Origin of the sequence: Agromyces aerolatus, from assembly GCF_031432255.1 — a bacterium.
GTDB lineage: Bacteria > Actinomycetota > Actinomycetes > Actinomycetales > Microbacteriaceae > Agromyces.
Genome location: NZ_JAVKGQ010000005.1, coordinates 138,851 through 163,125, shown reverse-complemented (window position 1 = coordinate 163,125; position 24,275 = coordinate 138,851). Strand labels below are relative to the sequence as shown.

The following is a 24,275-nucleotide window of genomic DNA, read 5'->3' as shown; positions in this document are numbered from 1 at the left end:
ACGACGCGGGTTCTCTGAATGCCAGGCAAACCAGAGACGCCTCACGCGAGGGTAGAAGAACTCTTGTTTGGACGAGATAATCTCCGGCCACTTGAAGCGGTGCCGGGGATTCTGAGAAGAATTTCGTGTTACGCCTCTGAAAGGATCCGATAGACGCTGGCTCGGCTGATCCCGGTGGCCTCCACGATCTCGGCAACCGTCATGCCGCGCTCCTTGTGCTTCAGCACCTTCGCAACGCTCTTGGCATCGCGAGACGTGCGGGGACGACCGGCGAGCTGTTCTCCGGTCTTTGAGCGCGCTTTACGGGCTGCGCGTGCCTCTGCCACACGCTCGGCGTTCATGTTCCGCTCCAACTCCGCCACAAGCACCATGAGCTTGCGCACAAACTCACCCGTAGCGCCCGTCAGCGCCGCCTCAGACTCTTTCAAGCTGAGCACCGATACTCCGCGCTCTTCGAGGTCCGCGATGGTCTGGAAGACGTGGAGGGCGGACCGCCCCAGACGGTCGAGCGAGTGCACCGTGATCGAGTCGCCGGGACGAACTCGGGAGAGAAGATCATCGAGACCGGGGCGGCTCTGCCGAGCGCCCGAGATCTTGTCGCTGAAGATGTCTTCGGTCGCGATCCCGGCCGACGTGAGCGCGTCCAGCTGGCGGTCCAGGTTTTGAGCCGTCGTGCTCACTCGGATGTAACCGAAGTGCTTGGAGTTCGTCGTGTTCGCCACGGGTCGAGTGTATCAGAAGAATTAGACTTATTACGTCTATTTTGAGACACGTCGCAGAGACTGTTTTTGAGGCACTTCCCCGTGCTCCGTGGCGTCGATTGTGGGCCGTTGGGAAGCTTGCTCAGATTCTTGATATTGAGACATCGCTCAATACATCGTCACTAGGGCGATTCGTGATTCAGCGGGATCGTACTTGAGCGCGAGTAGACGCTTGGTCATGTCGCCCTCAGGCTTCTCGAACTCGGCGGAGACAGAGAACACAGCCGCTCCATCTGGCGCGACCCTCAGGTCGTATACGTAGCTTCGCAGGAGGTTGTCGCGAACTACGTCTTCCAACTCTTCGGGGGTTACATCCTCTAGGCCGATGCTCCTCATCAAGCGAAGCTTGCTCTCATCCACCAGCAGATATCTATCGAGCTTGTCTGGGGGCACGTGGATCTCAACGGACTCAATGTCGATGATTTCCCCCGTCACCGCGGCCAGCGTCAGCGCGGCATCAATCTCGTGAGAAGACTCAACGTCGGACTCAATCTTGTACTCGAGAAACGGCACGTAGTACCCATCGACGAGGCTCACCACATTAATCCCGAAGTCCTCGAACGGATATCCAATCTCGTTCCGGTTGCTGACGAATGGGTCGTCTAACCCGTGATCAAGGAGTACGGTCCCAGCGCTAAAGACCCCCAACCCTGTCAGGGTGCGCGCGAAGTAATTGCGGACGGGGCCAGCAAATGTCGCATCGATATAGCCGTTGTATGCGGGTAGTGCTTGCAGCGACTCATGCATCGTCTGAATATCTGCACGAGTCAGATTGCTGAAGTACACGGCGTACTGAAGCTCCCAATCGAGTTGGTGAGTGACCCGAGAGGGGCGCAGTGCGAACTGGAGATGGTCGTCGGGTCTCTCGGATCGCAGGAGATCGCCGTGCTTGACGCTTGTGTGCGCAGTCCGACGGAGAGACGGCAACCACGCTTTCGAGTATTCGTATCCGTACGAGCCACGCCCGGAAGCTGACCAGTCGAAAATGAGTGCGATCTGTCGCCCCTCCCGCGTTGGAACCAGGGCTGACTTTAGGGAGCCGTAGTGAACGCCGCGCGACGAGAGCAGTCGCTCGAATTCGACAACTTCTCGCTGCATCGAGTTGCGATACGCCTTCGCGTCCCGCCCGAGATAGTTGAACATCCACCGCAGTGATCCATCCCCACGGGCGTTCAGGACGTGGAACCCCTTGACTGGGCTTGTGAGCGGCCTTCCAAAGAATGCGACTGGGTCATCGACCATGACGATGCTCCGACCCGGTGAGGGACTCGGCGGGCGCGCTTTGGCGCTCATCAGAGTCGTCCTCATTCCAATCAGAGAACAGCCCCCAGAACTCGTCCGCGTCGAATTCACAATCGCAAAAAGTGAACTGGCCACCACACCGCGGACACACCTCCGCGTCGCAGCCTGGACCGTGGAGCTGCCCGACCGTCGCGCCACAATCGTGGCAATAGTTCGGGGGCAGCTCACCCGCCAGCGACTCTGACCTCCACAAGGGCTCTTGGCCCCACCTGATGCGCTCGAATTCCTTGCCGTCGAGCCGCACGGAGGGATACTCCTGAGAAGCCACCAGTTTCCAGATCCATGCCCGGTGCATCTGCTGGCCGCGGAAGTCCACAAACTCCGAACGAAAGTCCTCGATGAGCTTGGATGCGACCGGTAGGTGTTCATCCTGGAGATGCTCGAACAGATCGGAGCTCAAGTGAGACTTATGGAATGAGCTGAGGAACTCGAACAGCAGCAGATAGTTCTGGCGAACTTCCGCGAGCAGTAGGTCCGTTTCAAAGTGGGTGATGCTGTTCCGCCACTTGATGGCGACCCGGATGGCGGCCACGTCGGACGCGGCAACATCCACTTCGATCACCTGAAGCCGGTCGAGTGCCTGTTGCAGTGAAATGGTCTTGACGGGTCGATCCACATTCTCGAAAAGCAGTAGACGATGTTCGTCATGGAGTCGTTTCTTCAAGACCAGCTCAACTGCATGGACGAGGTGCAAGAGCGCGAACTTCCACTGTCCGGGTCTGGCTTCGGCAAGATCGACCTTGTGGAGTGACTCATTTAGCGAGTCATACGCGTTCTCCATGAGCGTCAGACGAAGGCTCGGAAGGCTTTCGGTTGCCATGGCGCTCATGCTCCCACGGATTCGCGCGAGGGCTGTGTCACCAGAGAGCCACTCTCGCTCGGCTTTGGCAAACACGACGAGGGCGGCTCTCGTATGCGGTGTACCGCGCAGGGGGAAGATGAGGGAGCGGGGGGCCCGAGATTCACCCGCCCCCTCGGTCGGCACCCGGAGCGTGACCAAGGGGTGCCGCTCAGCCTCGCCTGCCCGACCAAGGAGGAGGTGAGACCAGGCGAGGCTGAGGGTCTTAGGTCGAGTCCGGGGTTGGGGCCTCCAGATCGGCGAGGACCCAATCCTCGAAATCGGAAATCGACCAGTTCGGGCCGAACTCTGCGATGAAGTCGGCGAAGGGCTCAGAGGGGCTCATGCCGTCTTCCCGAAATATGTGGCAACCACTTGCGCTGCGAGCGCGGAGGGCAGGCGGAGTTCACGCGCCTTGCCGTGCACGTCGAGCAAGCAGTGCAATGTGCCCGTGGCCCTGTGAACATAGACGACGCCGTGCGATTTCTCGCCGCGGAGGTAGGCCACGCGGTCCCCAGGCGTAACGGTCCAGCGCGCCCGACCAACGCGAATCTCGGTTCGACCAACCCACGACGGCTCAACGGTCAGCTTCTCGAAGTCGCGCCGGTTCTTGGGAAGGCTGAGCTGCCGCGCCTTAGCTGCTTGCCGCTTCTCTCGGACCTTGCGGTGCGTCCTGAAACTAGCCATCGTCGCGAGCCTCCTTGAGTACGTCGCCGAACGTCGCGAGGGGCAGTACGACGTAGCTCTCCTGCACCTCTCGACCGTGCCGCCGCCAGATGACCGCCGAGTGAGGTACGCCCGCAACCTCGGCGTCGTGGGCGGCTTGATCCAGCGCTCCCGACAGGTCCCGCGCCACGTCGGTCCGGGTGGAGATCAGCCAGTTGGGCACGTTCCACACATCGCCTTTCGGCTGTTCCGGCCCCGCGAAGGTCTCGGCGAGGGTCTGCCGCTTGATCTTGTGTCCGGGCCGGATCCGATTCGGGATGCCCTTCGATTCGAGAAACAATCCGACGAGCTGACGGAACTCGAAGGCGCGCCTGTGCACCGGGGGAAGTCCACTTGCCGTGCTCATGGTCAGTCGTCCGCGGACGGGACGTAGCGCGTCGTTCGCGAGGTCGCCTGCGCAGGCCCGTACTTTCGATCCACCTCGGTGAGGGCAGCACGCTGCTCCTTGCGGTCAGGCAGCGACTTCGCCTCACGCACAGCCGCATCGCGCGCGGCCTGCCAGTCCGGGGAACCCCATTCGAAAGGCGTGATGTGCTCCGGCCACGGCCCGAGCCCGAGGATTGCGTCCTCCTGCCCGATCTTCTCGAAGATGCCGTACCCGCCGTCGCGCTGGCGGTTGGCTTCCAAAATTTCGGCGGTCAGCGTGAAGCTCACGCCTCGTTCGAGCAGTTCGCTGAGACCGTCCGAGTAGGTCACATCGTCAGGCCGCTTGACGGGCAGGATAACCGCCCGCGTGACGTGCACCCTGTCGCCCGGTCGGACCTTCAATTGCGCGTAGCGATCGTTGCCGTTGTCGTTAGTTCCCATGAGTGTTTAGCTCCTTGACAGTGGTGTTCATGGTCTGGCTGAGCGCGTCGGCGAGTGCGTGCGCGCCGAGGTCATGGAGGTGGGCGACGAGTTGTCGGCCCGCTTCGGGGTTCGAGCGAGCGAGTCGTCCGGCCGCCCGTGCGAGCGAGTCGCCGTCGTTCAGCAGGTCGAGGATGGCGAGGTCATCGATCCCGAGCCGGTCGAGTAGCACGGCAATCGCACGCGTCTCGGCGTCTCCAGCGCGAACTGCTCCGGCCAGGTGCCCTGCGGCGCGGAGGGACTCGCGAGCGTGGGCGTGGTCGTCGGCGATGTCAGCGAGGCGCTGCACGAGGCGGGAGGTGCGGTGCCGGTTCTCGCCGCGGAGCTGTTCGCGAAGCGTGGGAGCGAGATGAGCGTTCGTGTGTCTGTACAGGCTTTCTCTGCTCACCGAAAACTGTGCGCTAATTTGCGAAACTGGGCGGCCCGCGATGAGTGCGCGCTCAATCGCATCGCGCTGCTCGTGCGTCTGGATCTGGCTCGGTCGCGACATCTCGTCACCTCCTCTGCTTTGTACTATCGGCATGAGTGGCCTGGACCTACATCGTGGAGGCACCTCGGTACGGAAGCGTCCGAGTGTGCGAGCACTGAGACCGGCGGAAGCAGCCTCCTGGAATGCTCAGCGCATGTCGTTCGTTTCTCGAACGAAGCTGGCGGCCCGCCGGACGCCGAGGTCAGCTATGGAGAACAACCTCCAGGCCAGCGAGAAGGTTCTCGGGGTCGAAGTCGAGCGCGTAGAGCTGACGCCAGGCCGTTTCAAAGAGCCGACGGGTGGGTCGTCGGCAGGGAACCAGCGGGTGCTGGAGAGGTCCATGTCGGCAAGGTCGAGCATCCACGGCTTGGCCTCGATGATCGGGGCGGGGTAGAAGTCCACAAGGCCGTCGAGGAAGTCATCAAACTCGCCTCGCTCGAGACTAGGCTCCGGTCGGGTCTCGTCGGTGCCGCTGGAGAGGATCTTGTCCAGTGCCGCTGCCTCAGCCTCCATGGCTTGCTGCTTGGCCTTCTTGCGAAGGTTCGAGACGGTGGCCGTCGAGCACCCCAGCGCCTCGGCCTGCTCGCGGATGGACATGCCCTTCACGGCGTCGAGGTGTTCCAGGGTGAACGTGGCACCGCGGCGCGACTTCAGGCCTCCGATGCGGCCCCGGCGCGCCTGGCGCTCGTAGATGGCCGGGTCGTACTCCTGGAGGCAGGAGACGGCGGCCTCTTCCGCGAGGTCCAACAGAGTGGAGTGGGCGAGGCGGCTCCGGCCGTTGCGGAGTGCTCCTGCTTCGAGGAAGTCAGCGATGGTCTGGGCCGACGGGAGCGGGAGCCCTGCCGACTCGTGTGCTCGGATGAACCGGAAGCCGTTGGTGTTCATCCACCCGAGTGCGAGGTGGCGAGCCTGTGGCCGCTTGAGGCCCTTCGGGGTGTGCTTGTAGTGCTTGCGCCCGGCCCGCTTGGGATCGGGGAACGGGGTCAGCTTCGGGATCGTGAGCTGGGTCGAGGCGGTAGCCATCGGGATCTCCTGAGATGCGCGAAGCCTGCTCGATCCGTGGAGAGTCGGCTTCGCGTGTGAGGTCTCCCGGAGGTCGTGATGGTCGATGAGGCGAACCATGCCAAGCCGCTAAACGGCCTTCTCTGCGGGAGTCCTATGCCCAGGTGTGGCCAGGAGCTGCAAGTTCATTCTGGATGCTGGAGAACAGGAACGCAAGACCGACACGCCGTAGCAAATGCCATTTCACCAGGTTATTTGCTGTTTAGCGACTAAGTGCTCATGGGAAGTGGATAGTGCCTAAATGCGGGAGGAGCTGGATCGAGCTGGATGGCTCTAGATCTCCCTCGACTCCGTCTCGGAGGCTACTTTGTATAGGCAGAAGCTAGTTACTTTGGAGAGCTCGAGGGCTGATTCGCTAGTTACTTTGGAGAGCTAGCGGCTAAACGGATATCTAAGCTTTCGCATGGAGTTTCGGGCATGAAAGAAGCCCGGTGCGCAATGGAGGTGAGCTATACCTCCGCACCGGGCTTCCCCAGGAGCCCCCGTGAGGACCGCGACCAGCCTATCGCGAGTGGACTTACTCCGCATGCAATTACGCGTATACTGGTGACCGTTATTTCTTGTCTGGGGGCTTCTTCGCGTCTACCCGGCTAGTTCCGCAAACTGCCTGCGTGCGTCACGGAAGCTCTTTGTGAGGACCTTCCCGTCACGGATGCGCCGGATCTGCTTGCGGGCCTTTCGGTCGAGGTCTGCCATCGCCTGCTGGCTCTCGCGAAGATAGATCAGGTGGTCGTTCACTAGCACCAGTCCCTCTTCTGCAATTTCGATCGTGCGGCGCTGGTCGTCACGAAACTCGATGGCCACCTGGCGCTCCTTCGGGTCCTTCAGGTGCTTCGCCGCGAACTCAAACGTAGGTAGCCAACGCTCTGCGTGACGCTGCGATACCAAGAAGTCTGCTCGGTCTCCCAGCCGGGTAAGGATCCTGTCGCGGAGATACCGATTGTGGAGTTCGACCGACTCAACGACGCCCTCCAGTTCCTTGATGTCTCGGCGAAGCTTCGACCAGGGCATCTTGATGAAGATGGCGTAGTAGACATCCCAGGAGGTGTTCACAACGCTTGCGATCGGGAGGCCGATGACCACGAACGCAATGGCTGTGACGGCTGCGAGAGAGAGGACGAATTGCCATGGGCGGGAGGAGGTCTCGGCCAGATTCCCGAGAGCCGTAGTAATGAGCCAAGGGAGTAGGAAGCAGAAGACGAGCAGGACGCCGACCCACCGTCTGCGAGCGCGCCTGGTCGCTTTCAACTTCTTCTGAGACCAGCGCCGGGCAAGTGCTCGCGTTTCGAGCACGAGCGCGAGAGCCAGGACAGGCACAACCTGCGCCATAGCCGACCAGTAGGCCCTGTGTGCCTCACCCGTCAGATCTTCCACAGCGTGATCGTACGGGCATCCTCCGCTTTCGTTGGTCCGGCGCACGGTTCACCAGTTCCCGAGCTTGCGGTCCATCTCGGCGGCACCGGCCGCGTCCTCGGTCATGGACGAGTGTTGATAGGGGAGTGCGGACCGGTAGTCGCGGTGGCCTCCACGTTGCATGACCTCTCGCATCGTCCGGCCCTGTGCGAAGAGCGTGAGGCCGGTGTGCCTCAGGTCGTGGAAGTGATACTCCTCCATACCGACCTTCTCGCGTAGCCGCTTCCAGCGCTCGAAGACGAGCTGCTTCGAAAGTCGGCCGCCCTTCGAGTGGACGAACATGGGGACATCACCGATCGACGGGCGCTTCTTGAGATAGGCCTTCAGCTCGGTGGCGATGCGCGGCGGGAGGGTCACGTTGCGGGTCTCCTCGGGTCCGGGCTTGGTCCCTGGGCGGATGACGCTCCGGCCCTTCTCCACGACCAGGTGTTGCTCTACTCGGATGACGCCGGTCTTGGAGTCGAAGTGTCGGCGGTTCAACGCGACCAGCTCTCCCTGTCTGAGGCCAGCTCCGACGGTCACGAGGATCATCATCCGGAAGTCCTCGTCTGCCGCGCTCAGGAACGTCCTGAGCTTCTCTGGATCGAGGAACGGGCGAGCGGGTGAGACGATGCGGGAAGCGCCCCGCACGCGGCAGGGCGAGCCCTTGATCTCCTCGTCATCGACGGCATGCCGGAAGATGCTGCTCAGGCACATGTACGCCGCACGGCGGGTGGTGGTCGGCGGCTGCGAGGACCACCACTCTTTGACCATCGACGGCCGGATGGCCTTGAGCGGGTACTTCCCGAAGTGGGGGATGAGCCGGAGCCGCACCTGGGTCTCGAAGTTCTTCCACGACCCGTGCGTCAGCTCGGCCTCTCGGATGTGCACGATGCGCGCCGCGTAGTCCGCGAACAGCACACTCCCAGCGTCCGGATGGTCCCACGCGCCGCGGGCGATGTCGGTGAGCGCCTTGGCCATCGCGAGCTGTGCGGCCTTCTTTGTGTCGAAGGTGCCAGCGCTCCTCCGGCTGCCGTCGGGCGCGGTGTATCGCGCTTGCCACTTACCACTCTGGATCTTGCGGGGCTGTTCCATGTCGGGTCTCCTCCCGGTCGGTGTAGTGGTGCTACGCCTGAACTGGAGGAAATGGGCATGGTTGGGCACGAGAGGTTCCTCCAGGCGGAAGATCCCCGTCGTTTCAGTGATTCGTCAGAAGGTGCCCGAGTCTGCAAGAATGATCTGTCGAGTTCTGCATCGCCCGACCCTCTATCCGGCCTGCAGGACACCATTGAGCTTCCGCCGAGTGTGCACCCCACGCTCACGGCTGTCAGTTCGCCAAACTCACCAGACCCACCAGGAGAATCGTGGCTGTCAAGATCCGTCTCAAGCGGCTCGGCAAGATCCGTGCCCCGTACTACCGCATCGTCGTCGCCGACTCGCGCACCAAGCGCGACGGTCGTGTGATCGAGGAGATCGGCAAGTACCACCCCACCGAGGAGCCCTCGTTCATCGAGGTCGACTCGGAGCGCGCGCAGTACTGGCTCGGCGTCGGCGCACAGCCGTCCGACCAGGTCCGCGCCATCCTCAAGCTCACGGGCGACTGGGGCAAGTTCAAGGGCGACAAGGACGCCGTGAGCACCGTTCGCACCGCTGAGCCCAAGGCCGAGTTCCAGGCCGACACGGCCAAGAAGTCGGTCGTGAAGCCCAAGGCCGAGAAGCCCGCCAAGGCCGAGGAGCCCGCCGAGGCGCCCGCCGAGGCCGAGGCCGAGGCCGAGACCACGGACGAGGCGTAACCCTTGCTCCAGTCCGCGCTCGAACACCTCGTCAAGGGGATCGTCGACCACCCGGACGACGTGCGGGTCGTCACCGCGTCGAGCGCACGCGGCGAGGTCCTCGAGGTTCATGTGAACCCCGAGGACCTCGGCCGCGTCATCGGTCGCGCGGGGCGCACGGCGAAGGCGCTGCGCACACTCGTGACCGCGCTGGCCGACGGCCGCCGGGTCCGGGTCGACGTCGTCGACGACTGACGTGGCCGAAGATCCCCGACCCCAGCAGCTCCGTGTCGGCCGGCTCACGAAGGCCCACGGGCTCAAGGGAGCTCTGAAGCTCGAGCTCTACACCGACGACCCCGAGCGACGGTTCGTGCCGGGTGCGAGCTTCTCGCTCCAGGTGCCCGACGAGTCGCCGTGGCACGGCAAGCACCTCACGTTCCGGGAGCTGCGCTGGTACAACGGCCAGCCCGTCGGCTTCTTCGAGGGCGTCGACGATCGCACGGCGGCCGAGAGCCTGGCCAAGGCCATCCTGTGGGTCGACCAGCCGGTCGACGAGGCGCCCGAGCCCGACGCCTGGTACGACCACCAGCTCATCGGGCTCACGGTGATCCGTGACGGCGAACGCGTGGGCGAGGTCGTGCACGTCGACCACCTCCCCGCGCAGGACCTGCTGGTCGTGAAGACGAACGCGCCCAAGCGGCGCGAGGTCATGGTGCCGTTCGTCCAGGCGATCGTCCCCGAGGTCGACATCGATGCGGGCACGCTCACCGTCACGCCCCCTCCCGGGCTCTTCGAGGAGCTGCCCGAGCCGGCCGAGCCTGGCGCCGACGCGGAGTAGTCGCGTGCGCATCGACATCGTCACGATCTTCCCGGACTTCTTCCGCGTGCTCGACCTGTCGCTGCTCGGCAAGGCCCGGCAGACGGGGCTCATCGAGGTCGTCGCGCACGATCTCCGCGACCACACGCACGACCGGCACCGCACGGTCGACGACACCCCGTACGGCGGCGGTGCCGGCATGGTCATGAAGCCCGAGCCCTGGGGTGAGGCCCTCGACTCGATCGTGGGCGAAGGAGCATCCGACGCCCTGCTCGTCGTGCCGTCGCCCGCCGGCGAGCCGTTCACCCAGCAGCTCGCACGCGAGCTCGCGGCGGAGCCGCACCTCGTGTTCGCGTGCGGCCGGTATGAAGGCATCGACCAGCGCGTCGTCGACCACTACGCGACGCGCATGCGCGTCCGGCTCATCTCGCTCGGCGATTACGTGCTGAACGGCGGCGAGGTCGCCGTGATGGCGATGATCGAGGCCGCCGGCCGTCTGGTGCCCGGTGTCGTCGGCAACCCCGAGAGCCTCGTCGAGGAGTCGCACGAGGACGGCCTGCTCGAATACCCGAGCTACACCAAGCCGGCCGAATGGCGCGGGCACGAGGTGCCGCCCGTGCTGCTCAGCGGGAATCACGGCGCGATCGCCGCCTGGCGGCGCGAGCAGCAGATCGAACGCACGCGCCGCGTGCGTCCCGAGCTGCTGCCCTGATCGCCCGCGCCGCACGCAGCACGCCGCACTCTTCACGTCCCGGAAACATCCGGGAGCCGCACCGGAAACACGCGCTTCGTACGGTCGAACCGGCGGCCCGGGGCGGTTCGCCGGCGTGGCGGGAGGCAGTGACGTGGCGGTCGGGGCGACGAGCACGAAGCGCGTCGATGACGCGCAGGCCGCGCGGCCGGTGCGGCTCGTCGCGCTGACCCACGGCGAGCCTTCGGCGGCGAACCGGGCCGCGATCCTGCGTCTGGTCGACGGCGTCGCGACCGCGCGGGCGGGGGCCGACGTCTCGATCGCGTTCGTCGACGCCCGGCACCGCGATGTGGCGACAGCCCTCGCCGAGAGCGTCCACGATCCTCAGGCGATCATCGTGCCGCTCGTGCTCTCGGCGGGGTTCCATGTGCGGACCGGCCTGGCGAGAGGCATCGACCGGCTCGCGGGCGCGGGCGCGGCGCTCGCCGCGCCGCTCGGGCCCGACGACCGGCTCGTCGAGCTCCTCGCCGAACGGCTCGGCCCGATCGGGGCCGGCGAGGTCTCGATCGTCCTCGCCGCTGCCGGGTCGAACGACCCGCGAGCGGTGCGCGAGTGCTTCGAGACCGCTCGGCGGCTCGGGGCCAGGCTCGGCCGGCCGGTCACGGTCGGGTTCATCGCGGCCGCGATCCCGCGGCTGCCCGACGCGATCGAGATGCTCAGGGCGGTGCATCCGCGCACCCGGGTGATCGTCGCCGCCTACCTGCTCGCGCCCGGCACGTTCTACGACGCGGCCGCGCTCGCGGGCGGTGACGTCGTCACCGACCCGCTCATGGTTCCGGATGCCCCGGCGCCCGCGCAGCTCGTCGACCTCGTGCTCGAACGGGTCGACCAGACCTGCGCCGAGCGCTGAGCGCTCAGCGGCGATCAGTCGCGCGCCGTGAGCACGATCGGGTCGCCGTCGGTGATCGCGATGGTGTGCTCGGAGTGCGCGCCGCGTGAGCCGTCGGCGCTGCGCAGCGTCCAGCCGTCGGGATCGGTGAAGATCCGGTCCGTCGTCTGCAGGAACCAGGGCTCGATCGCGACGACCAGGCCGGGTCGGAGCGGGAGCCCGCGGCCCGGGCGCCCGTTGTTCGGGATGTGCGGGTCGCCGTGCATCGTGCGGCCGACGCCGTGCCCGCCGAAGTCCGTGTTGATCGTGTAGCCCTGCTCGCGGGCCACGTCGGCGATGGCCCGGGAGATGTCGCCGATCCGGTTGCCCGGGCGGGCCATCGCGATGCCGGCGTCGAGCGCACGGCGGGTGGTGTCGATGAGGCGCAGATCTTCGTCGCGCGGCGTGCCCACGACCACCGAGATCGCGGAGTCCGCGACCCAGCCGTTCACCGACGCGGCGAAGTCGAGGCTCACCAGGTCGCCGTCCTTGATCGTGTAGTCGTGGGGGAGCCCGTGGAGGACGGCGTCGTTGACCGACGTGCACAGCACCTTGCCGAACGGGCTCGCACCGAACGACGGGTGGTAGTCGATGTAGCAGCTCTCGGCGCCGGCCTTCCTGATCATCTCGTGCGCGAGCGCATCGAGCTCGAGCAGGTTCACGCCCACGCGTGCCGCCTTCGCGGTCGCCTCCAGCACGCTCGCGACGAAGCGGCCCGCCGGGCGCATCTCCTCGATCTCGGCTGGGGTCCTCAGTTCGATCACGGCAGTCCTTTCCTCCGCGTCTATTCTGCCGGGTCCGCTGCGAGTGAACACGCGGCCTGCTCGCAGGGGAGCGCCGGTAGCCTTGGTGCATGACCGTGCGGCGCCTCTTCCTCAGGTGGCAGTTCCTCGCCGCCGTCGTGCTGCCCGGCTGGCTCGCCGTCGGCTGGGCCCTGTTCGGGTCGGGCGGGTGGAACACGCTCGGGCTGATCATCTCGCTGCCTGCGACGTTCCTCGCCCTCCTGGTGGTCGCGTTCCTCGTCAACGCCCGACCGACCGTGCGCGAGCAGCGCGCGGTCTCATGGGCCGACGCCGGCGTGCTCGGCGCATGGCACCTCGCGATCATCGGCGCCGGGTTCTACGGTGCCACCGCGGTGCCGTTCACGGTGCTCGCGATCGCGCTCGCGGTCGTCGCCTTCTGGTGGTCGATCTGGCAGCTCGTGCGCGACGGCGCCCGGCGCGTGCAGGCGAGCATGGCCGAGTTCGAGCGGCTCGCCGCGCAGCAGCGCGGGGGAGCGCCGGCCGACCCGAAGCAGATGCCGCCGTACGACCTCGGCGAGGTCATCGTGGTGCGCGAGTCCCGCGACCCCGAGTAGCCGCGTTCGCGGCCGGACGGGCCGGCGAGGCATCCGTCATCGCGCCGCTTTGCCGAAACAGGACGCGATCTGGCAGAATGGTCGATTGTGCCGCCGCAGGTCTCTGCCTCCGGGGAGTACGCGCCGCGCGAATCGCTTCGCGCAGGCGGCACCGAACACTTTCCCAACTGATCCGCGTTCGACCGGTGGCGGGCGCAGAGAGCGAACCATCATGCACATCCTCGATCACGTCGACGCCGCGAGCCTGAAGTCCGACATCCCCGACTTCCGCGCCGGCGACACCGTCAAGGTGCACGTCAACATCGTCGAAGGCAACCGCTCGCGCGTGCAGGTCTTCCAGGGCGTCGTCATCGGCCGTTCGGGCGAGGGCGTCCGTGAGACCTTCACGGTCCGCAAGATCAGCTTCCAGGTCGGCGTCGAGCGCAAGTTCCCGGTGCACTCGCCGATCATCGACAAGATCGAGGTCGTCACCCGCGGTGACGTCCGTCGCGCGAAGCTCTACTACCTGCGCGAGCTCCGCGGCAAGAAGGCCAAGATCAAGGAGAAGCGCGAGAACTAAGACGCGCGCGAATCGGTGAAGGAACCGTCCTTCACACCGAATCCACGAGCTCCCCACCCGTACACTGGGTGGGGAGCTCGGGCGGTTAAATGACAGATGAAGAGACGCGCACCTCGAACGACGATGGTGCCGATACGACGACGACGACGGCAGCAGCGAAGCGGAAGCGCGGCATCCTGCTGTTCCTGCGCGACCTGCTCATCATCTTCGTGGTGGCGGTGCTCGTCTCGTTCCTCATCAAGACCTTCCTCATCCGGTCGTTCTTCATCCCGTCGCAGTCGATGGAGAACACGCTCGAGGTCGACGACCGCATCATCGTGAACGAGCTCGTCCCCGATGTGGTCGGGCTCGAGCACGGCGACGTCGTGGTGTTCGAGGACCCGGGCGGCTGGCTGCCGGCGACGCCCGAGATCTCGCAGCCGCCGCTCGTCGCGGCCGTCGACTGGTTCCTCGCGCTCGTCGGTCTCTCGGCGCCCGACTCGAACGACCACCTCGTCAAACGTCTCATCGGCATGCCGGGCGATCACGTCGTGTGCTGCAACGCGCTCGGGCAGATGAGCGTCAACGGCGTGCCGCTCGACGAGCCCTACATCGTGCTCCCGCCCGGCGAGCAGAAGGCGTCGCGTGACGACTTCGACGTCACCGTGCCCGAGGGATCACTCTGGGTGATGGGCGACAACCGCTACAACTCCAAGGACTCCCGCTACAACCGTGAGACGCCGCATAAGGGGTTCGTCCCGGTCGACCACGTCGTCGGCAAGGCGTTCGTCGTGAGCTGGCCGGTCTCGAACTGGACCTGGCTCGGCAACTATCCCGAGGTGTTCGCGGGTGTCGACGAGGCGAGCGACTGAGATGGCCGCAGGTGGCCGTCCGCCCTCGTTGAAGACGGAACGGGCGTTGTTCGATGACGGGGCGCCGATGGTGCTCGCGTGCGACGAGGTCGGGCGAGGCGCGCTCGCCGGGCCGGTGACCATCGGGCTGGTGCTCATCGACCCGTCGGTGCGGCGGATGCCGGCCGGGTTGCGTGACTCGAAGCTGCTGCCCGAGCCGAGGCGGGAGCAGCTCGCCCCGCGCGCGGCCGGCTGGGTCCGGGCCTGGGCGGTCGGTGAGGCCTCGGCGACCGAGATCGACGAGCTGGGCATCATGGCCTGCCTCGGGCTCGCGGGCGCCCGGGCGTACCGCGCGCTGATCGAGGCGAATGACGTGTCTGCGGGCGTCCCCCTGCTGCTCGACGGCAACTACGACTACCTGAGCGCGTCGATCGAGCGTCGCGCGCACGTGATCACGCGCATCAAGGGCGATCGCGACTGCGCCTCGATCTCGGCGGCGTCGGTCATCGCGAAGGTGCACCGCGACCGCGGCATGCGGCGCTCGCACGATGACCTGCCGGTGTACGGGTGGGCCGAGAACAAGGGCTATTCGACCCCCGCGCACTTCGCGGCCATCGGCGAGCACGGCCCCAGCGACCTGCACCGGCACACCTGGCTGCACGACCGTTCGCAGGTCGAGGCCGTGGCGCCGGCGCTGTTCGACCTCGGCGTAGGATGAGTGGCGATGGATGAGGACGAGTTCGACGACTACGACCGCGAAGTCGAGTTGGCCCTGTACCGCGAGTACCGCGACATCGTGTCGCAGTTCCAGTACGTGGTCGAGACCGAGCGGCGGTTCTATCTCGCGAACGAGGTCGAGCTGGTCCGGCGTGACACCGAGCACGACTTCTACTTCGAGCTCGCGATGAAGGACGTCTGGGTGTGGGATGTGTATCGCGCCGACCGGTTCGTGAAATCGGTGCGGGTGCTGACGTTCAAAGACGTGAACATCGAGGAGCTCGCGACGCGGGAGTTCGAGCTGCCGAAGGAGCTCGCGCTCGACGAATGAGCGCGCGCGATCGCGCATGGTTCGTGAGCCGGTGACGGCTCCTCCACAGGTGGCCGGCCTCGGTCGTCGTCAACGGATGTCTCGTGCGCGCCGTCTGCGGCAGGTGAGCTCCGCGACCCTGGTCGCGGAGGTGGTGCCCGATGGCACACAACACGGAGCTCGGCCGGCGCGGGGAGGACCTCGCTGCGGCGTTCCTCGAGGGCCGGGGCATGCAGATCGTGGCGCGCAACTGGCGCTGTCAGCACGGCGAGATCGATCTGGTCGCGAGGGACGGCCGTGACACGGTCATCGTCGAGGTGAAGACCCGCCGCACCGACGCGTTCGGTCACCCGTTCGAGGCGATCACCCCGCAGAAGCTCGGGAGGCTGCGCCGCCTGGCCGCCGCATGGTGCCGACGAGCAGACGGTCCGACGACGCCGATCGGCGGGGTCCGCATCGACGCCGTCGCCGTGCTCATGCCCGACGAGCTGCCCGCGGTGATCGACCACCTCGAGGGGGTGCAGTGATGCCCGTCGGTCGCACACGATCGGTCGCCCTCCTCGGGCTCGCGGGCTCGATCGTCGAGGTCGAGGCCGACATCTCGAGCCAGCTGCCGGCGTTCGTCATCGTCGGCCTGCCCGACGCCGCGCTCTCGCAGGCCCGCGACCGGGTGCGGTCGGCGGCGACCAATGCCGGCTGCCCGCTGCCGCAACGGCGGGTGACGGTGAACCTGTCGCCGGCCTCGTTGCCCAAGCAGGGCTCGGCGTTCGACCTCGCGATCGCGGTGGCGTGCCTCGCGGCGGCGGGGCTCGTCGACGCGACCTCGGCCGCCGACGTCGTGCACCTCGGCGAGCTCGGGCTCGACGGGCGGGTGCGCCCGGTCGCGGGCGTGCTGCCGGCGGTGCTCGCGGCCTCGCGGGCCGGGCACCGCCGCATCATGGTCCCGGCCGCGAACGCCGATGAGGCCGCGCTCGTGACGGGCGTCGAGGTCATCGCGGTCGGTTCGCTGCTCGAGGCCGCGCTCAGGCACGGCGGGCGGTTCGACGAGCAGGGCCTCGAGCGGTACACGGCCGCGCCGATCGAGGCCGCGGGCGGCGACGCCATGCCGGGCGGATGCCCCGTGGAGCCGCCGCGGGACCTCGCCGACGTGAGCGGCCACCGTGCCATCGTCGAGTCGATGCTGGTCGCCGCGGCGGGCGGGCATCACGTCTTCCTCGAGGGTCCGCCGGGGGCGGGCAAGACGATGCTCGCATCGCGGTTGCCGGGCATCCTGCCCGAGCTCGGCACCGAGGAGGCGCTGGAGGTCGCGTCGCTTCGTTCGCTCGCCGGCCTGCCGCCGGCACGACGGCTCGATCTGCGCCCGCCGTTCGAGGCACCGCACCACACGGCGACCGCGGCGTCCATGGTGGGCGGCGGCAGCCGGGTGATCCGTCCCGGCGCTGCACCGCGTGCGACGCACGGGGTGCTGTTCCTCGACGAGGCGCCCGAGTTCCCCGCCGCCGTGCTCGACTCGTTGCGCCAGCCGCTCGAGTCGGGCACGGTGAGCATCCACCGCGCGGGTGCCGTCGCGGTGTTCCCGGCACGGTTCCAGCTCGTGCTCGCGTCGAACCCGTGCCCGTGCGGCGCCGAGCCGACCGAGTGCACCTGTCCGCCGAACGCCAGGCGCCGCTACCAGGCGCGGCTCTCGGGGCCGCTGCGCGACCGCGTCGACGTGCGCATGTGGGTACCGCGCATCACCACCCCGCCCGTGGCGGCATCCGGAAGCGGCGACGAGCCGGCGCGCGGAGCACCGGCAGCGCTCACCTCGGAGCTCGCGCGGGCGCGGGTGGCCGAGGCTCGTGCCGCCGCCGCGAGCCGGCTCGCCGGGACGCCGTGGCGCACCAACGCCGACATGACCGGCCCATGGCTCCGAGGGGCCGGCGGCCTGCATCCCGGCGGTCGGGCGACCGAGTCGCTCGACCGTGCACTCGAACGCGGCACGATCACCATGCGCGGCTACGACCGCGTGCTGAAGGTCGCCTGGACCGTGGCCGACCTCGACGGCGCGAGCGCGCCGACCGCCGACCACGTGGCCCGAGCGCTCTTCTTCCGGCAAGGAGTGCCGCAATGAGCGGGGGCTTCGACGCACTTGCCGCGCGACTCGTGGGGCCGCTGGCCGAGGTGCGGAGGGCGGAGCTCCGCGACGGCGGCGACGAGGCCGACTGTATTGAGCGGCCGGCGGCCGCGGTCGTGCTCGGCGCGGTCGCCGAGCCCGGCGACGGGGTGCTCGGGCGGCTCGTGAACCTGTTCGGCCCGGTCGCGGCCGCAACGCTCCTCCTCGACCGGCCATCGACCCCGCAGCTGGTCGCGGCGTTCCGCGCCGCGGGCGAGTCCCTCGACGGGCGCACGGCGCGAGCCGCGGTCGAGCGCTGGGTCCCGCGAATCGACCCGCGGGCGATCGTCGCGAGCGTGGTGCAGGCGGCGCGTGTCGGCGCACGATTCGTCGTGCCATCCGACCCGATCTGGCCGAGCGCCGTCGACGACCTCGGCGACCACGCGCCGTTCGGGCTCTGGGTCCGCGGGCGGGCCGAGGCGATCACGCCGTCGGAGCAGGCGATCGCCTTGGTCGGTGCCCGGGCTGCGACGGGGTACGGCGAGCTCGTCGCGGGGGAGGTGGCGGGCGGGCTCAGCGCGCGCGGGTTCGTGATCGTCTCGGGCGGCGCATACGGCATCGATGGGGCCGCGCACCGCGCGGTCCTCCGGCGCAAGGGCACGACGGTGGCGTTCCTCGCGGGTGGCGTCGACCGGTTCTACCCGACCGGCCACGAGCGCTTGCTGACGGACATCGCCGGCACCGGCGCCGTCGTCTCGGAGATGCCGTGCGGTGCGGCGCCGACACGGTGGAGGTTCCTCCAGCGAAACAGGCTGATCGCGGCGGCCACCGCCGCGACCGTCGTCCTCGAGGCCGGGGCGCGTTCCGGCTCGCTCAACACCGCCGGCCACGCCGCGGCCCTCGGTCGCCCGCTCGGCGCCGTGCCGGGTCCCGTGACGAGCCCGTCCTCCACCGGGTGCCATCGCCTGCTGCGCGAGTTCGACGCGGTGTGCGTGACCGACGTGGCGCAGGTGGCCGAACTCGTCACCGGGGAGTGCGAACCCACTGCCACGGCCATGACCGACCCGACGCCCGAAGAGACCCGCGTGCTCGACGCGCTCAGCGCGCAACGCCCGCGCACCGTCGACGACATCGCTCGTCGAGCCGGCCTGCCGCCCGGTCGCGTCATGGGCGTGCTCGCCGGTCTCGAGCTCGCTGATCGCGCTCGCCGCCGCGAGGACGGCTGGGTGGCACGCCGCGCGGAGCAGAGAGGGCGGAACTCGAGGAACGCCGGGAGGTCCGATGGATCGGGGTGAGGTGCGTCGGCTGATGGGTTCAGAGGCCGAGGGCGCGTCGGATCAAAGCGAGATTGAAGCTGCCCCGATCTCGGTCGAGAGCATCGAGGTTGCTCCACGATCGATGCGTGTCATCGGCGAGCTGTCGAACGATGACGGCGATACGACGCCGATCGTTCTTGCTCATCGAAGCGAAGTCCAACGCGGAGACGTCGGACACACATGCCAGGAGCACGGCTGCGTCGTCGAGGTGACTGCCGCGGTCACGACGGTCAACCTGGTACGCAGCGCCCTTGGCCACGAGCGCACCGAACTCGTCGGGCACACCGATCGGGGCGACGGCGCCGCTCGCGAACGAGAGGTGGTAGATGTCGCGGCGACGGATCGCCTGCTCCCCGGATGGGGCCTGGAAGGCAGGGCGACGGGCGAGGCGTGGCTGCATGCGCGAGGGAAGGTGGTCGGCGACCATCACATCCACCGTCCGCCCACGGCCATCGCGAAACCGGTAGGCGTACAGGCCCTCCTGGGCCAACGCGAATCCGAGGCGGGTGAGGGCCGCTGACACGTCGAGCAAGCTCGACCGATCGGCGTAGTAGTCGACGAGCGCGTCCACATCGGTGGTGGGTCGCCGCATCACGACGCCGGCTCGTCGTGCGTGCGCGGCGACCATGAGCCCGCCGACGAGTGTCAAGCGCTCTCGATTCCGGTCGAGGCCAGGTCGATCACCGTCAGCCAGGCCGGCAGGAGGTCATCGTCGCCCATGACGACGGTCAGTTCACGGCCAGCCACGCACGCCTCAATCGCTCCAGCTCCTCGACCCCGGCGGCGCGTTCCCGCGTGTCGATGCTCGTCGCGAGATCGGCGGCGATCACCGCCGGGGGCATCGCACGGGCGTCATAGACGATTGGAAGCGTGTTCTCATAGACGACGTGCTGGCCAGTGTGGTCGGCGAGCATGAAATGGGCCGCGGCGTACGTCTCCACGGTGCCGCTCCTGAGGTACCCGGACACGAGCCGGTCATCCTCCATCAGATCGGTCGCGAGAACGGAGGCCGCCGCGCGGCCCGTGGCGATGAGCCCCTCTGCGGCGCGAGCGGAGTTTGCGACGCGAAAACGGTGTGCGCGGGCGCGCGCCGAGACCGCGACGGCGAGCTCCGCGGCATCGGACTGACGGATCCGCGAGCGCACGCGTGCCCGCGTCCGCTGCGGCAGCCACTCGGCATCGAGTCCCGATAGCTCCCAGAGAACCGCCCACGCGGTCGCCGCAGCGAGGGCGCGCCCGCTCCCGCGCCGGGACGCGATCTCGTACCTGGTCACTGAATCTGCGTCGGCCAGCCACGCCGTGTTCGCCAGACGGCGACCGCCAACCGCACCTGAACCGAGGAGGTCCAACGCGCGCCGGCGTGTCACGCCGAGCCGCTCGGCGAGTTCGGTGGTGGTGAGTTCAGCCATGCCATAAAACTTCCTAGTTGAGAACTATTATGGCACCGGCGAGTTTGCAGAGCAACGAAAGCCGACAAGGCGCCATGGTGTATTAGCCGGCCAGGATATATGAACGACCACGGCGCGCATCGAGCGGCCCTCCCCTCGGCGGCGCGGGGGAGGGGTGGTGTGGGCGGGCGGTCCTAGGCTGGCGGCGTGGATCAGCGAACCAGTTCATCGGATCGGCTCGGGCGGTATCCGGCCGCGCGGCACGTGGTCGTGCACCTGTCCGACACCCATCTGCTGGCCGGAGGCGCGTTCCTCGGGGGGCGTGCTGACACGGTCGCCGCGCTCGCGCAGGCCGTGCGGCAGCTGGAGCGGATGGGCACGAACGTCGACGCGATCGTCGTCACGGGTGACGTCGCCGACCTCGGTGAGCCCGACGCGTACGTGCGGGCCCGCGCCGCGCTCGAGCCGCTGGCCGCGTCCAGCGGCGCCGAACTCGTCTGGGTCATGGGCAACCACGACGAGCGTGGCGCGTTCCGGGCCGGGCTCTACGACGAGGCCGGTGACCGCGACGAGCCCGTGCACCGGGTGGTCGAGCGCGACGGGCTCCGGATCATCTCGTTCGACGTGACCGTTCCCGGCTGGCATCACGGGGCCGTCGACGCCGCCGCCGCCGGGTGGCTTCGGGCCGCGCTCGCCGAACCGGCACCGCACGGCACCCTGCTCGCGCTGCACCACGCCCCGATCGCGACCCCGCTCGCGGTCATGGACGTCCTCGAGCTCCAGGGTCAAGACCTGCTCGCCGAGGCGCTCGTCGGGTCCGACGTCCGGCTGATCCTCGGCGGGCATCTGCACTATCCGACGAACGGCACGTTCGCCGGGATTCCCGTCGCCGTGGCCGGGGCGACGGCCTACACGATGGACCTCTCGGCACCCCCTCGCGAACTGATCGGCATCGACGGAGGCCGGTCGTTCTCGCTCGTCCATCTGTTCGACGACGGCGCGACCACCTCGGTCGTCCCGGTCTCCGACGCGCCGGTCGTGTCGAACCTCAGCACAGCGTTCCTCGCCGAGCTCGAGCGACTCGACCGCGCGGGCCGACTCGACCGGTTCTCGCGAAAGCCCGAGTGATGGGCGCCGTCTCCGCTCCACCGCTCAGCGTCGCGGTCGAGGACTACCTCGACCACGTGCGGGCCGAGCGGGGCTACTCGCCCAACACGGTCGCGGGGTACCGATCCGATCTCGCCGACCTCGAGCGCTTCCTCCGGGCACGTGCGAGCGAAGCCGAGATCCGGCGCGACGCGCACGCGTCCGGCGGCGACGCTGCCGCAGAGCTCTCCCAACTCGAGCTCTCGGCACTGCGCGACTGGCTCTGGGCGGCGACCGAGCAGGGGCTCGCGCGAGCCACGATCGCGCGTCGCGCGGCCTCGGTCCGCGGGTTCTGCGCCTGGGCGGCCCGGCGGGGTCTGCTCCAGGCCGATCCCGCCGCCCGGCTGCGCGCGCCGCGCTCGCAGCGCACGTTGCCGCGCGTGCTCACCCAGGAGGCGGTCGGGGACCTGCTCGGTCGGCTCGGGGCACGTGCCGAACTGGGCGAGCCGATCGCGGCGCGCGATGCGGCGATCATCGAGCTGCTCTACGCGTCGGGCCTCCGCGTCTCCGAGCTGGTCGGTCTCGATATCGGCTCGATCGATCGCGGGCGCCGTACGGTGCGCGTGATCGGCAAGGGCTCACGCGAACGGGTCGTCCCGTACGGGGCGCCGGCCGCGAGGGCGATCGACCGCTATCTCGACCGTGCGCGGCCCGCCCTGCTCGCCGCCGCCGGCGAGGCGGCCGGAACCCGTGCCCGGAACGCGGCCGGGCCGAGTGCGGAAACGCGTGCGGTCGACGGCGTGCCACTCGCCGAGACGCATGCCGCGTTCGTGGGCGTTCGCGGCGGCCGGCTCGGTGTCCGATCCGTCTACCAGCTGGTCGCCGGGCTGCTCGCCGAGATCCCGGGCACCGGCCCGAGCGGGCCGCATGCACTGCGGCACACCGCCGCGACGCACCTGCTCGATGGCGGCGCCGACCTCAGGGCGGTACAGGAGTTCCTCGGTCACGCGAGTCTCGGCACGACGCAGATCTACACGCACGTGTCCGCCGAGCGGCTCAAGCAGACCTATCGCACGGCGCATCCGCGCGCGTAGCCGCACGCCGTCACCGCTCGCCGAGCGGCAGGAGCACCGCGCGCGGCACGCCGCCGAGGAAGCGCAGCGGGGACACGTACTCGTCATCCACCCGGACTCCGAAATGCGCACACGCCGCCGCGCAATGCCCGCCCGCGGCCACCCGGCCCAGCGGAGCCCCCCGAGCGACCGCATTGCCCTTCGCGACGCTCGGTTCGACGGGCTCGATCGAGCTGAGGACGCCGTCGCCGTGGTCGATCGAGACCAGGTATCGGTCGCCGACCCAGCCGGCGAATCGCACGACTCCGGGGGCGGCCGCCACGACCTGCGCTCCGGGTGCCACGGCCAGATCGATCCCTCGATGCCCCTCGGAGTACGGCGTCAACGGGGCGCGGAACGGGGCGATGACTCGGACCGGTGGGGGGACCGGCCAGATCCACGAGCTTGCGCGCGGCCCGTGACCGCCGTCCGCCGGCGCGGCGCTCAGGGGGACGGCGCTCACCCGCGCGACGCTCGCGGGGACGGCGCTCACGGGTGCGCCGCTCGCGAGCACGGCGCACACGAGCCCGACGCACGCGAGCAGGACGCGCACGAGTGCGAGCCGCCCGGCGGTCGAGGAGCCTCGCGTCCGTGGGCTTCCACCATGGTCCATCCCGGCAGCCTGCCTCGCATCGGACCTCATGCCGCGGCGCGGCGTGGCATCCGTGGACGCTCGCCCGGCCGAGCCCGCCTGGGGAGGACCCGCCTGGGCAGGACCCGCCTGGGGAGGGCGCGCCCGCGTGATAGCATGTCCGTTGCGCCTCGCCCTGCGAGGTGACTCCGCGTGCCCATTCGGCCACCGACTCCATTCAGTCTTCAGGTCTTGCGACCCGAGGCGGAGCCGTGCCGGGCACCAGGGCTCCCGGCCGCCGGCCGGAGCGACAACTGAAACCTACAGAAGGAGCCACGGCCATGGCCGTCGTCACCATTCGCCAGCTGCTCGACAGCGGCGTGCACTTCGGGCACCAGACCCGCCGTTGGAACCCGAAGATGAAGCGGTTCATCTTCACCGAGCGTTCCGGCATCTACATCATCGACCTGCAGCAGTCGCTCGCCTACATCGACAAGGCGTACGACTTCGTCAAGGAGACGGTCGCCCACGGCGGCACCATCCTCTTCGTCGGCACGAAGAAGCAGGCCCAGGAGTCCATCGCCGAGCAGGCGACGCGCGTCGGCCAGCCCTACGTGAACCAGCGCTGGCTCGGTGGCCTCCTCACCAACTTCCAGACGGTCTCCAAGCGTCTCGCGCGCATGAAGGAGCTCGAGGAGCTCGACTACGAGGGCACTACGAGCGGCTTCACGAAGAAAGAGCTGCTGCTCAAGAAGCGCGAGCTCGACAAGCTGCACAAGTCGCTCGGCGGGATCCGCAACCTCTCGAAGACGCCCTCGGCGCTCTGGGTCGTGGACACCAAGAAGGAGCACCTCGCGATCGACGAGGCCAAGAAGCTCGGCATCCCCGTCATCGGCATCCTCGACACGAACTGCGACCCCGACGAGGTGCAGTACCCGATCCCGGGCAACGACGACGCCATCCGTTCGGTGAGCCTGCTCACGCGCATCGTCGCCGACGCCGCCGCCGAGGGCCTCATCCAGCGCCACCAGAAGCCCGAAGAGGGCGAAGAGGCCGCTGAGCCCCTGGCCGAGTGGGAGCAGGAGCTCCTGCAGGCCAAGGAGCCCGAGCAGCAGTCCCCGCAGACCGCCAAGGTCGACGGCCCGACGGCTGAGGCCGAAGAGGTCGCCGAGATCGCCGACGTCGTGTCGGCCGACGCGGTCGCCGAGGCCTCCACCGAGACCGCGGCCGACGAGGCCGGCGCTGCCGCCGCCGAGGCGAACGTCGAGGCCGAGGTCGCGGCCGACGAGGCCGAGAAGGCCGACGAGGCCGAGCCGACGTCCAAGTAATTCCG

At 68.2% G+C, this 24,275-nt stretch carries 30 protein-coding genes; 17 read left to right on the top strand and 13 right to left on the bottom strand.

Annotated elements, in window-relative coordinates; all coding sequences use genetic code 11:
• Positions 1 to 128: 128 nt before the first annotated feature.
• From RH864_RS08950 to RH864_RS08905, 10 genes are all read right to left on the bottom strand, one after another.
• Complete coding sequence (locus tag RH864_RS08950) at positions 129 to 722, bottom strand: recombinase family protein (RefSeq protein ID WP_310517194.1); 594 nt, start codon at positions 720 to 722, stop codon at positions 129 to 131.
• A gap of 147 nt (positions 723 to 869) precedes the next feature.
• Positions 870 to 2,003: a hypothetical protein gene (locus RH864_RS08945; RefSeq protein WP_310517193.1), complete on the bottom strand. Its 1,134-nt coding sequence runs from the start codon at positions 2,001 to 2,003 to the stop codon at positions 870 to 872.
• Positions 1,993 to 2,883: a hypothetical protein gene (locus RH864_RS08940; protein WP_310517192.1), complete on the bottom strand. Its 891-nt coding sequence runs from the start codon at positions 2,881 to 2,883 to the stop codon at positions 1,993 to 1,995. Before RH864_RS08940 ends, RH864_RS08945 begins: the two co-directional genes overlap by 11 nt.
• A gap of 360 nt (positions 2,884 to 3,243) precedes the next feature.
• Positions 3,244 to 3,588 (bottom strand): hypothetical protein, encoded by a 345-nt coding sequence (locus RH864_RS08935; RefSeq protein WP_310517191.1) that lies wholly within the window; start codon positions 3,586 to 3,588, stop codon positions 3,244 to 3,246.
• On the bottom strand, positions 3,581 to 3,973 hold the full coding sequence (locus RH864_RS08930; protein ID WP_310517190.1) for a hypothetical protein: 393 nt from the start codon (positions 3,971 to 3,973) through the stop codon (positions 3,581 to 3,583). The genes RH864_RS08935 and RH864_RS08930 overlap by 8 nt, the downstream gene beginning before the upstream one ends.
• Before the next feature lie 2 nt (positions 3,974 to 3,975).
• Positions 3,976 to 4,434 carry a hypothetical protein gene (locus tag RH864_RS08925; protein WP_310517189.1) on the bottom strand — a complete coding sequence of 153 codons (459 nt, stop codon included), beginning with the start codon at positions 4,432 to 4,434 and terminating at the stop codon, positions 3,976 to 3,978.
• The gene (locus RH864_RS08920; protein WP_310517188.1) at positions 4,424 to 4,963 is read right to left on the bottom strand and encodes a hypothetical protein; all 540 of its coding nucleotides are present in this window, start codon (positions 4,961 to 4,963) and stop codon (positions 4,424 to 4,426) included. The genes RH864_RS08925 and RH864_RS08920 overlap by 11 nt, the downstream gene beginning before the upstream one ends.
• Positions 4,964 to 5,089: 126 nt before the next feature.
• On the bottom strand, positions 5,090 to 6,064 hold the full coding sequence (locus RH864_RS08915) for a hypothetical protein (RefSeq protein ID WP_310517187.1): 975 nt from the start codon (positions 6,062 to 6,064) through the stop codon (positions 5,090 to 5,092).
• Positions 6,065 to 6,586: 522 nt separating this feature from the next.
• On the bottom strand, positions 6,587 to 7,378 hold the full coding sequence (locus tag RH864_RS08910; protein ID WP_310517186.1) for a hypothetical protein: 792 nt from the start codon (positions 7,376 to 7,378) through the stop codon (positions 6,587 to 6,589).
• A gap of 48 nt (positions 7,379 to 7,426) precedes the next feature.
• Positions 7,427 to 8,560, bottom strand: coding sequence for a tyrosine-type recombinase/integrase (locus RH864_RS08905; protein WP_310517185.1), 1,134 nt, complete (start codon positions 8,558 to 8,560; stop codon positions 7,427 to 7,429).
• A 200-nt stretch (positions 8,561 to 8,760) separates the two neighbouring features.
• Between RH864_RS08905 and rpsP the strand changes: the two genes are divergently transcribed.
• The 5 genes from rpsP to RH864_RS08880 all read left to right on the top strand — a co-directional run bounded on the left by rpsP (position 8,761) and on the right by RH864_RS08880 (position 11,586).
• On the top strand, positions 8,761 to 9,189 hold the full coding sequence (gene rpsP / locus RH864_RS08900) for a 30S ribosomal protein S16 (protein ID WP_310517184.1): 429 nt from the start codon (positions 8,761 to 8,763) through the stop codon (positions 9,187 to 9,189).
• Between the two features lie 3 nt (positions 9,190 to 9,192).
• A complete protein-coding gene (locus RH864_RS08895; RefSeq protein ID WP_310517183.1) occupies positions 9,193 to 9,423 on the top strand; it encodes an RNA-binding protein in 231 nt (76 codons plus the stop codon).
• Between the two features lies 1 nt (position 9,424).
• Positions 9,425 to 10,006, top strand: a complete 582-nt coding sequence (gene rimM, locus RH864_RS08890; RefSeq protein WP_310517182.1) for a ribosome maturation factor RimM — start codon at positions 9,425 to 9,427, stop codon at positions 10,004 to 10,006.
• 4 nt (positions 10,007 to 10,010) lie between these two features.
• Positions 10,011 to 10,697, top strand: a complete 687-nt coding sequence (gene trmD / locus RH864_RS08885; RefSeq protein WP_310517181.1) for a tRNA (guanosine(37)-N1)-methyltransferase TrmD — start codon at positions 10,011 to 10,013, stop codon at positions 10,695 to 10,697.
• A 115-nt stretch (positions 10,698 to 10,812) separates the two neighbouring features.
• Complete coding sequence (locus RH864_RS08880; protein WP_310517180.1) at positions 10,813 to 11,586, top strand: sirohydrochlorin chelatase; 774 nt, start codon at positions 10,813 to 10,815, stop codon at positions 11,584 to 11,586.
• 14 nt (positions 11,587 to 11,600) lie between these two features.
• On the opposite strand, the gene map is transcribed toward RH864_RS08880, so the two are convergent.
• A complete protein-coding gene (gene map, locus RH864_RS08875; protein ID WP_310517179.1) occupies positions 11,601 to 12,368 on the bottom strand; it encodes a type I methionyl aminopeptidase in 768 nt (255 codons plus the stop codon).
• Between the two features lie 89 nt (positions 12,369 to 12,457).
• On the opposite strand from map, the gene RH864_RS08870 reads away from it, so the two are divergent.
• The 9 genes from RH864_RS08870 to RH864_RS08830 all read left to right on the top strand — a co-directional run bounded on the left by RH864_RS08870 (position 12,458) and on the right by RH864_RS08830 (position 19,305).
• The gene (locus RH864_RS08870) at positions 12,458 to 12,961 is read left to right on the top strand and encodes a hypothetical protein (RefSeq protein ID WP_310517178.1); all 504 of its coding nucleotides are present in this window, start codon (positions 12,458 to 12,460) and stop codon (positions 12,959 to 12,961) included.
• Positions 12,962 to 13,172: 211 nt separating this feature from the next.
• On the top strand, positions 13,173 to 13,520 hold the full coding sequence (gene rplS / locus RH864_RS08865) for a 50S ribosomal protein L19 (RefSeq protein WP_310517177.1): 348 nt from the start codon (positions 13,173 to 13,175) through the stop codon (positions 13,518 to 13,520).
• An 89-nt stretch (positions 13,521 to 13,609) separates the two neighbouring features.
• Positions 13,610 to 14,371, top strand: coding sequence for a signal peptidase I (gene lepB / locus RH864_RS08860; protein ID WP_310517176.1), 762 nt, complete (start codon positions 13,610 to 13,612; stop codon positions 14,369 to 14,371).
• A 46-nt stretch (positions 14,372 to 14,417) separates the two neighbouring features.
• On the top strand, positions 14,418 to 15,068 hold the full coding sequence (locus RH864_RS08855) for a ribonuclease HII (protein WP_310517175.1): 651 nt from the start codon (positions 14,418 to 14,420) through the stop codon (positions 15,066 to 15,068).
• Positions 15,069 to 15,074: 6 nt separating this feature from the next.
• Positions 15,075 to 15,398: a DUF2469 family protein gene (locus tag RH864_RS08850; RefSeq protein WP_308799532.1), complete on the top strand. Its 324-nt coding sequence runs from the start codon at positions 15,075 to 15,077 to the stop codon at positions 15,396 to 15,398.
• Positions 15,399 to 15,538: 140 nt separating this feature from the next.
• Positions 15,539 to 15,904 (top strand): YraN family protein, encoded by a 366-nt coding sequence (locus RH864_RS08845; protein WP_310517174.1) that lies wholly within the window; start codon positions 15,539 to 15,541, stop codon positions 15,902 to 15,904.
• Complete coding sequence (locus RH864_RS08840; RefSeq protein WP_310517173.1) at positions 15,904 to 17,487, top strand: YifB family Mg chelatase-like AAA ATPase; 1,584 nt, start codon at positions 15,904 to 15,906, stop codon at positions 17,485 to 17,487. Before RH864_RS08845 ends, RH864_RS08840 begins: the two co-directional genes overlap by 1 nt.
• Positions 17,484 to 18,764, top strand: a complete 1,281-nt coding sequence (gene dprA / locus RH864_RS08835; protein WP_310517172.1) for a DNA-processing protein DprA — start codon at positions 17,484 to 17,486, stop codon at positions 18,762 to 18,764. The genes RH864_RS08840 and dprA overlap by 4 nt, the downstream gene beginning before the upstream one ends.
• A 13-nt stretch (positions 18,765 to 18,777) precedes the next feature.
• Positions 18,778 to 19,305, top strand: coding sequence for a hypothetical protein (locus RH864_RS08830; protein ID WP_310517171.1), 528 nt, complete (start codon positions 18,778 to 18,780; stop codon positions 19,303 to 19,305).
• Positions 19,306 to 19,513: 208 nt separating this feature from the next.
• On the opposite strand, the gene RH864_RS08825 is transcribed toward RH864_RS08830, so the two are convergent.
• A complete protein-coding gene (locus tag RH864_RS08825) occupies positions 19,514 to 20,194 on the bottom strand; it encodes a hypothetical protein (protein ID WP_310517170.1) in 681 nt (226 codons plus the stop codon).
• Between the two features lie 186 nt (positions 20,195 to 20,380).
• Here RH864_RS08825 and RH864_RS08820 point away from each other — a divergent pair, with 186 nt between their 5' ends.
• Positions 20,381 to 21,301 carry a metallophosphoesterase gene (locus RH864_RS08820; RefSeq protein ID WP_310517169.1) on the top strand — a complete coding sequence of 307 codons (921 nt, stop codon included), beginning with the start codon at positions 20,381 to 20,383 and terminating at the stop codon, positions 21,299 to 21,301.
• The gene (locus RH864_RS08815) at positions 21,301 to 22,353 is read left to right on the top strand and encodes a tyrosine recombinase XerC (RefSeq protein ID WP_310517168.1); all 1,053 of its coding nucleotides are present in this window, start codon (positions 21,301 to 21,303) and stop codon (positions 22,351 to 22,353) included. Before RH864_RS08820 ends, RH864_RS08815 begins: the two co-directional genes overlap by 1 nt.
• A 10-nt stretch (positions 22,354 to 22,363) precedes the next feature.
• Here the strand turns inward: RH864_RS08815 and RH864_RS08810 are convergent, their stop codons facing one another.
• Complete coding sequence (locus tag RH864_RS08810; RefSeq protein ID WP_310517167.1) at positions 22,364 to 22,984, bottom strand: murein hydrolase activator EnvC family protein; 621 nt, start codon at positions 22,982 to 22,984, stop codon at positions 22,364 to 22,366.
• Positions 22,985 to 23,283: 299 nt separating this feature from the next.
• Between RH864_RS08810 and rpsB the strand changes: the two genes are divergently transcribed.
• A complete protein-coding gene (gene rpsB, locus RH864_RS08805) occupies positions 23,284 to 24,270 on the top strand; it encodes a 30S ribosomal protein S2 (RefSeq protein ID WP_310517166.1) in 987 nt (328 codons plus the stop codon).
• Positions 24,271 to 24,275: the final 5 nt, after the last annotated feature.

Coding starts and splice junctions, on each gene's coding strand:
- RH864_RS08945 (WP_310517193.1), bottom strand. CDS start 2,003: ATGGTCGATGACCCAGTCGCATTCTTTGGAAGGCCGCTCACAAGCCCA.
- RH864_RS08940 (WP_310517192.1), bottom strand. CDS start 2,883: ATGGCAACCGAAAGCCTTCCGAGCCTTCGTCTGACGCTCATGGAGAAC.
- RH864_RS08935 (WP_310517191.1), bottom strand. CDS start 3,588: ATGGCTAGTTTCAGGACGCACCGCAAGGTCCGAGAGAAGCGGCAAGCA.
- RH864_RS08930 (WP_310517190.1), bottom strand. CDS start 3,973: ATGAGCACGGCAAGTGGACTTCCCCCGGTGCACAGGCGCGCCTTCGAG.
- RH864_RS08925 (WP_310517189.1), bottom strand. CDS start 4,434: ATGGGAACTAACGACAACGGCAACGATCGCTACGCGCAATTGAAGGTC.
- RH864_RS08920 (WP_310517188.1), bottom strand. CDS start 4,963: ATGTCGCGACCGAGCCAGATCCAGACGCACGAGCAGCGCGATGCGATT.
- RH864_RS08915 (WP_310517187.1), bottom strand. CDS start 6,064: ATGGTTCGCCTCATCGACCATCACGACCTCCGGGAGACCTCACACGCG.
- RH864_RS08870 (WP_310517178.1), top strand. CDS start 12,458: ATGACCGTGCGGCGCCTCTTCCTCAGGTGGCAGTTCCTCGCCGCCGTC.
- rplS (WP_310517177.1), top strand. CDS start 13,173: ATGCACATCCTCGATCACGTCGACGCCGCGAGCCTGAAGTCCGACATC.
- lepB (WP_310517176.1), top strand. CDS start 13,610: ATGACAGATGAAGAGACGCGCACCTCGAACGACGATGGTGCCGATACG.
- RH864_RS08850 (WP_308799532.1), top strand. CDS start 15,075: ATGGATGAGGACGAGTTCGACGACTACGACCGCGAAGTCGAGTTGGCC.
- RH864_RS08845 (WP_310517174.1), top strand. CDS start 15,539: ATGGCACACAACACGGAGCTCGGCCGGCGCGGGGAGGACCTCGCTGCG.
- RH864_RS08840 (WP_310517173.1), top strand. CDS start 15,904: ATGCCCGTCGGTCGCACACGATCGGTCGCCCTCCTCGGGCTCGCGGGC.
- dprA (WP_310517172.1), top strand. CDS start 17,484: ATGAGCGGGGGCTTCGACGCACTTGCCGCGCGACTCGTGGGGCCGCTG.
- RH864_RS08830 (WP_310517171.1), top strand. CDS start 18,778: ATGGGTTCAGAGGCCGAGGGCGCGTCGGATCAAAGCGAGATTGAAGCT.
- RH864_RS08825 (WP_310517170.1), bottom strand. CDS start 20,194: ATGGCTGAACTCACCACCACCGAACTCGCCGAGCGGCTCGGCGTGACA.
- RH864_RS08815 (WP_310517168.1), top strand. CDS start 21,301: ATGGGCGCCGTCTCCGCTCCACCGCTCAGCGTCGCGGTCGAGGACTAC.
- RH864_RS08810 (WP_310517167.1), bottom strand. CDS start 22,984: ATGGACCATGGTGGAAGCCCACGGACGCGAGGCTCCTCGACCGCCGGG.
- rpsB (WP_310517166.1), top strand. CDS start 23,284: ATGGCCGTCGTCACCATTCGCCAGCTGCTCGACAGCGGCGTGCACTTC.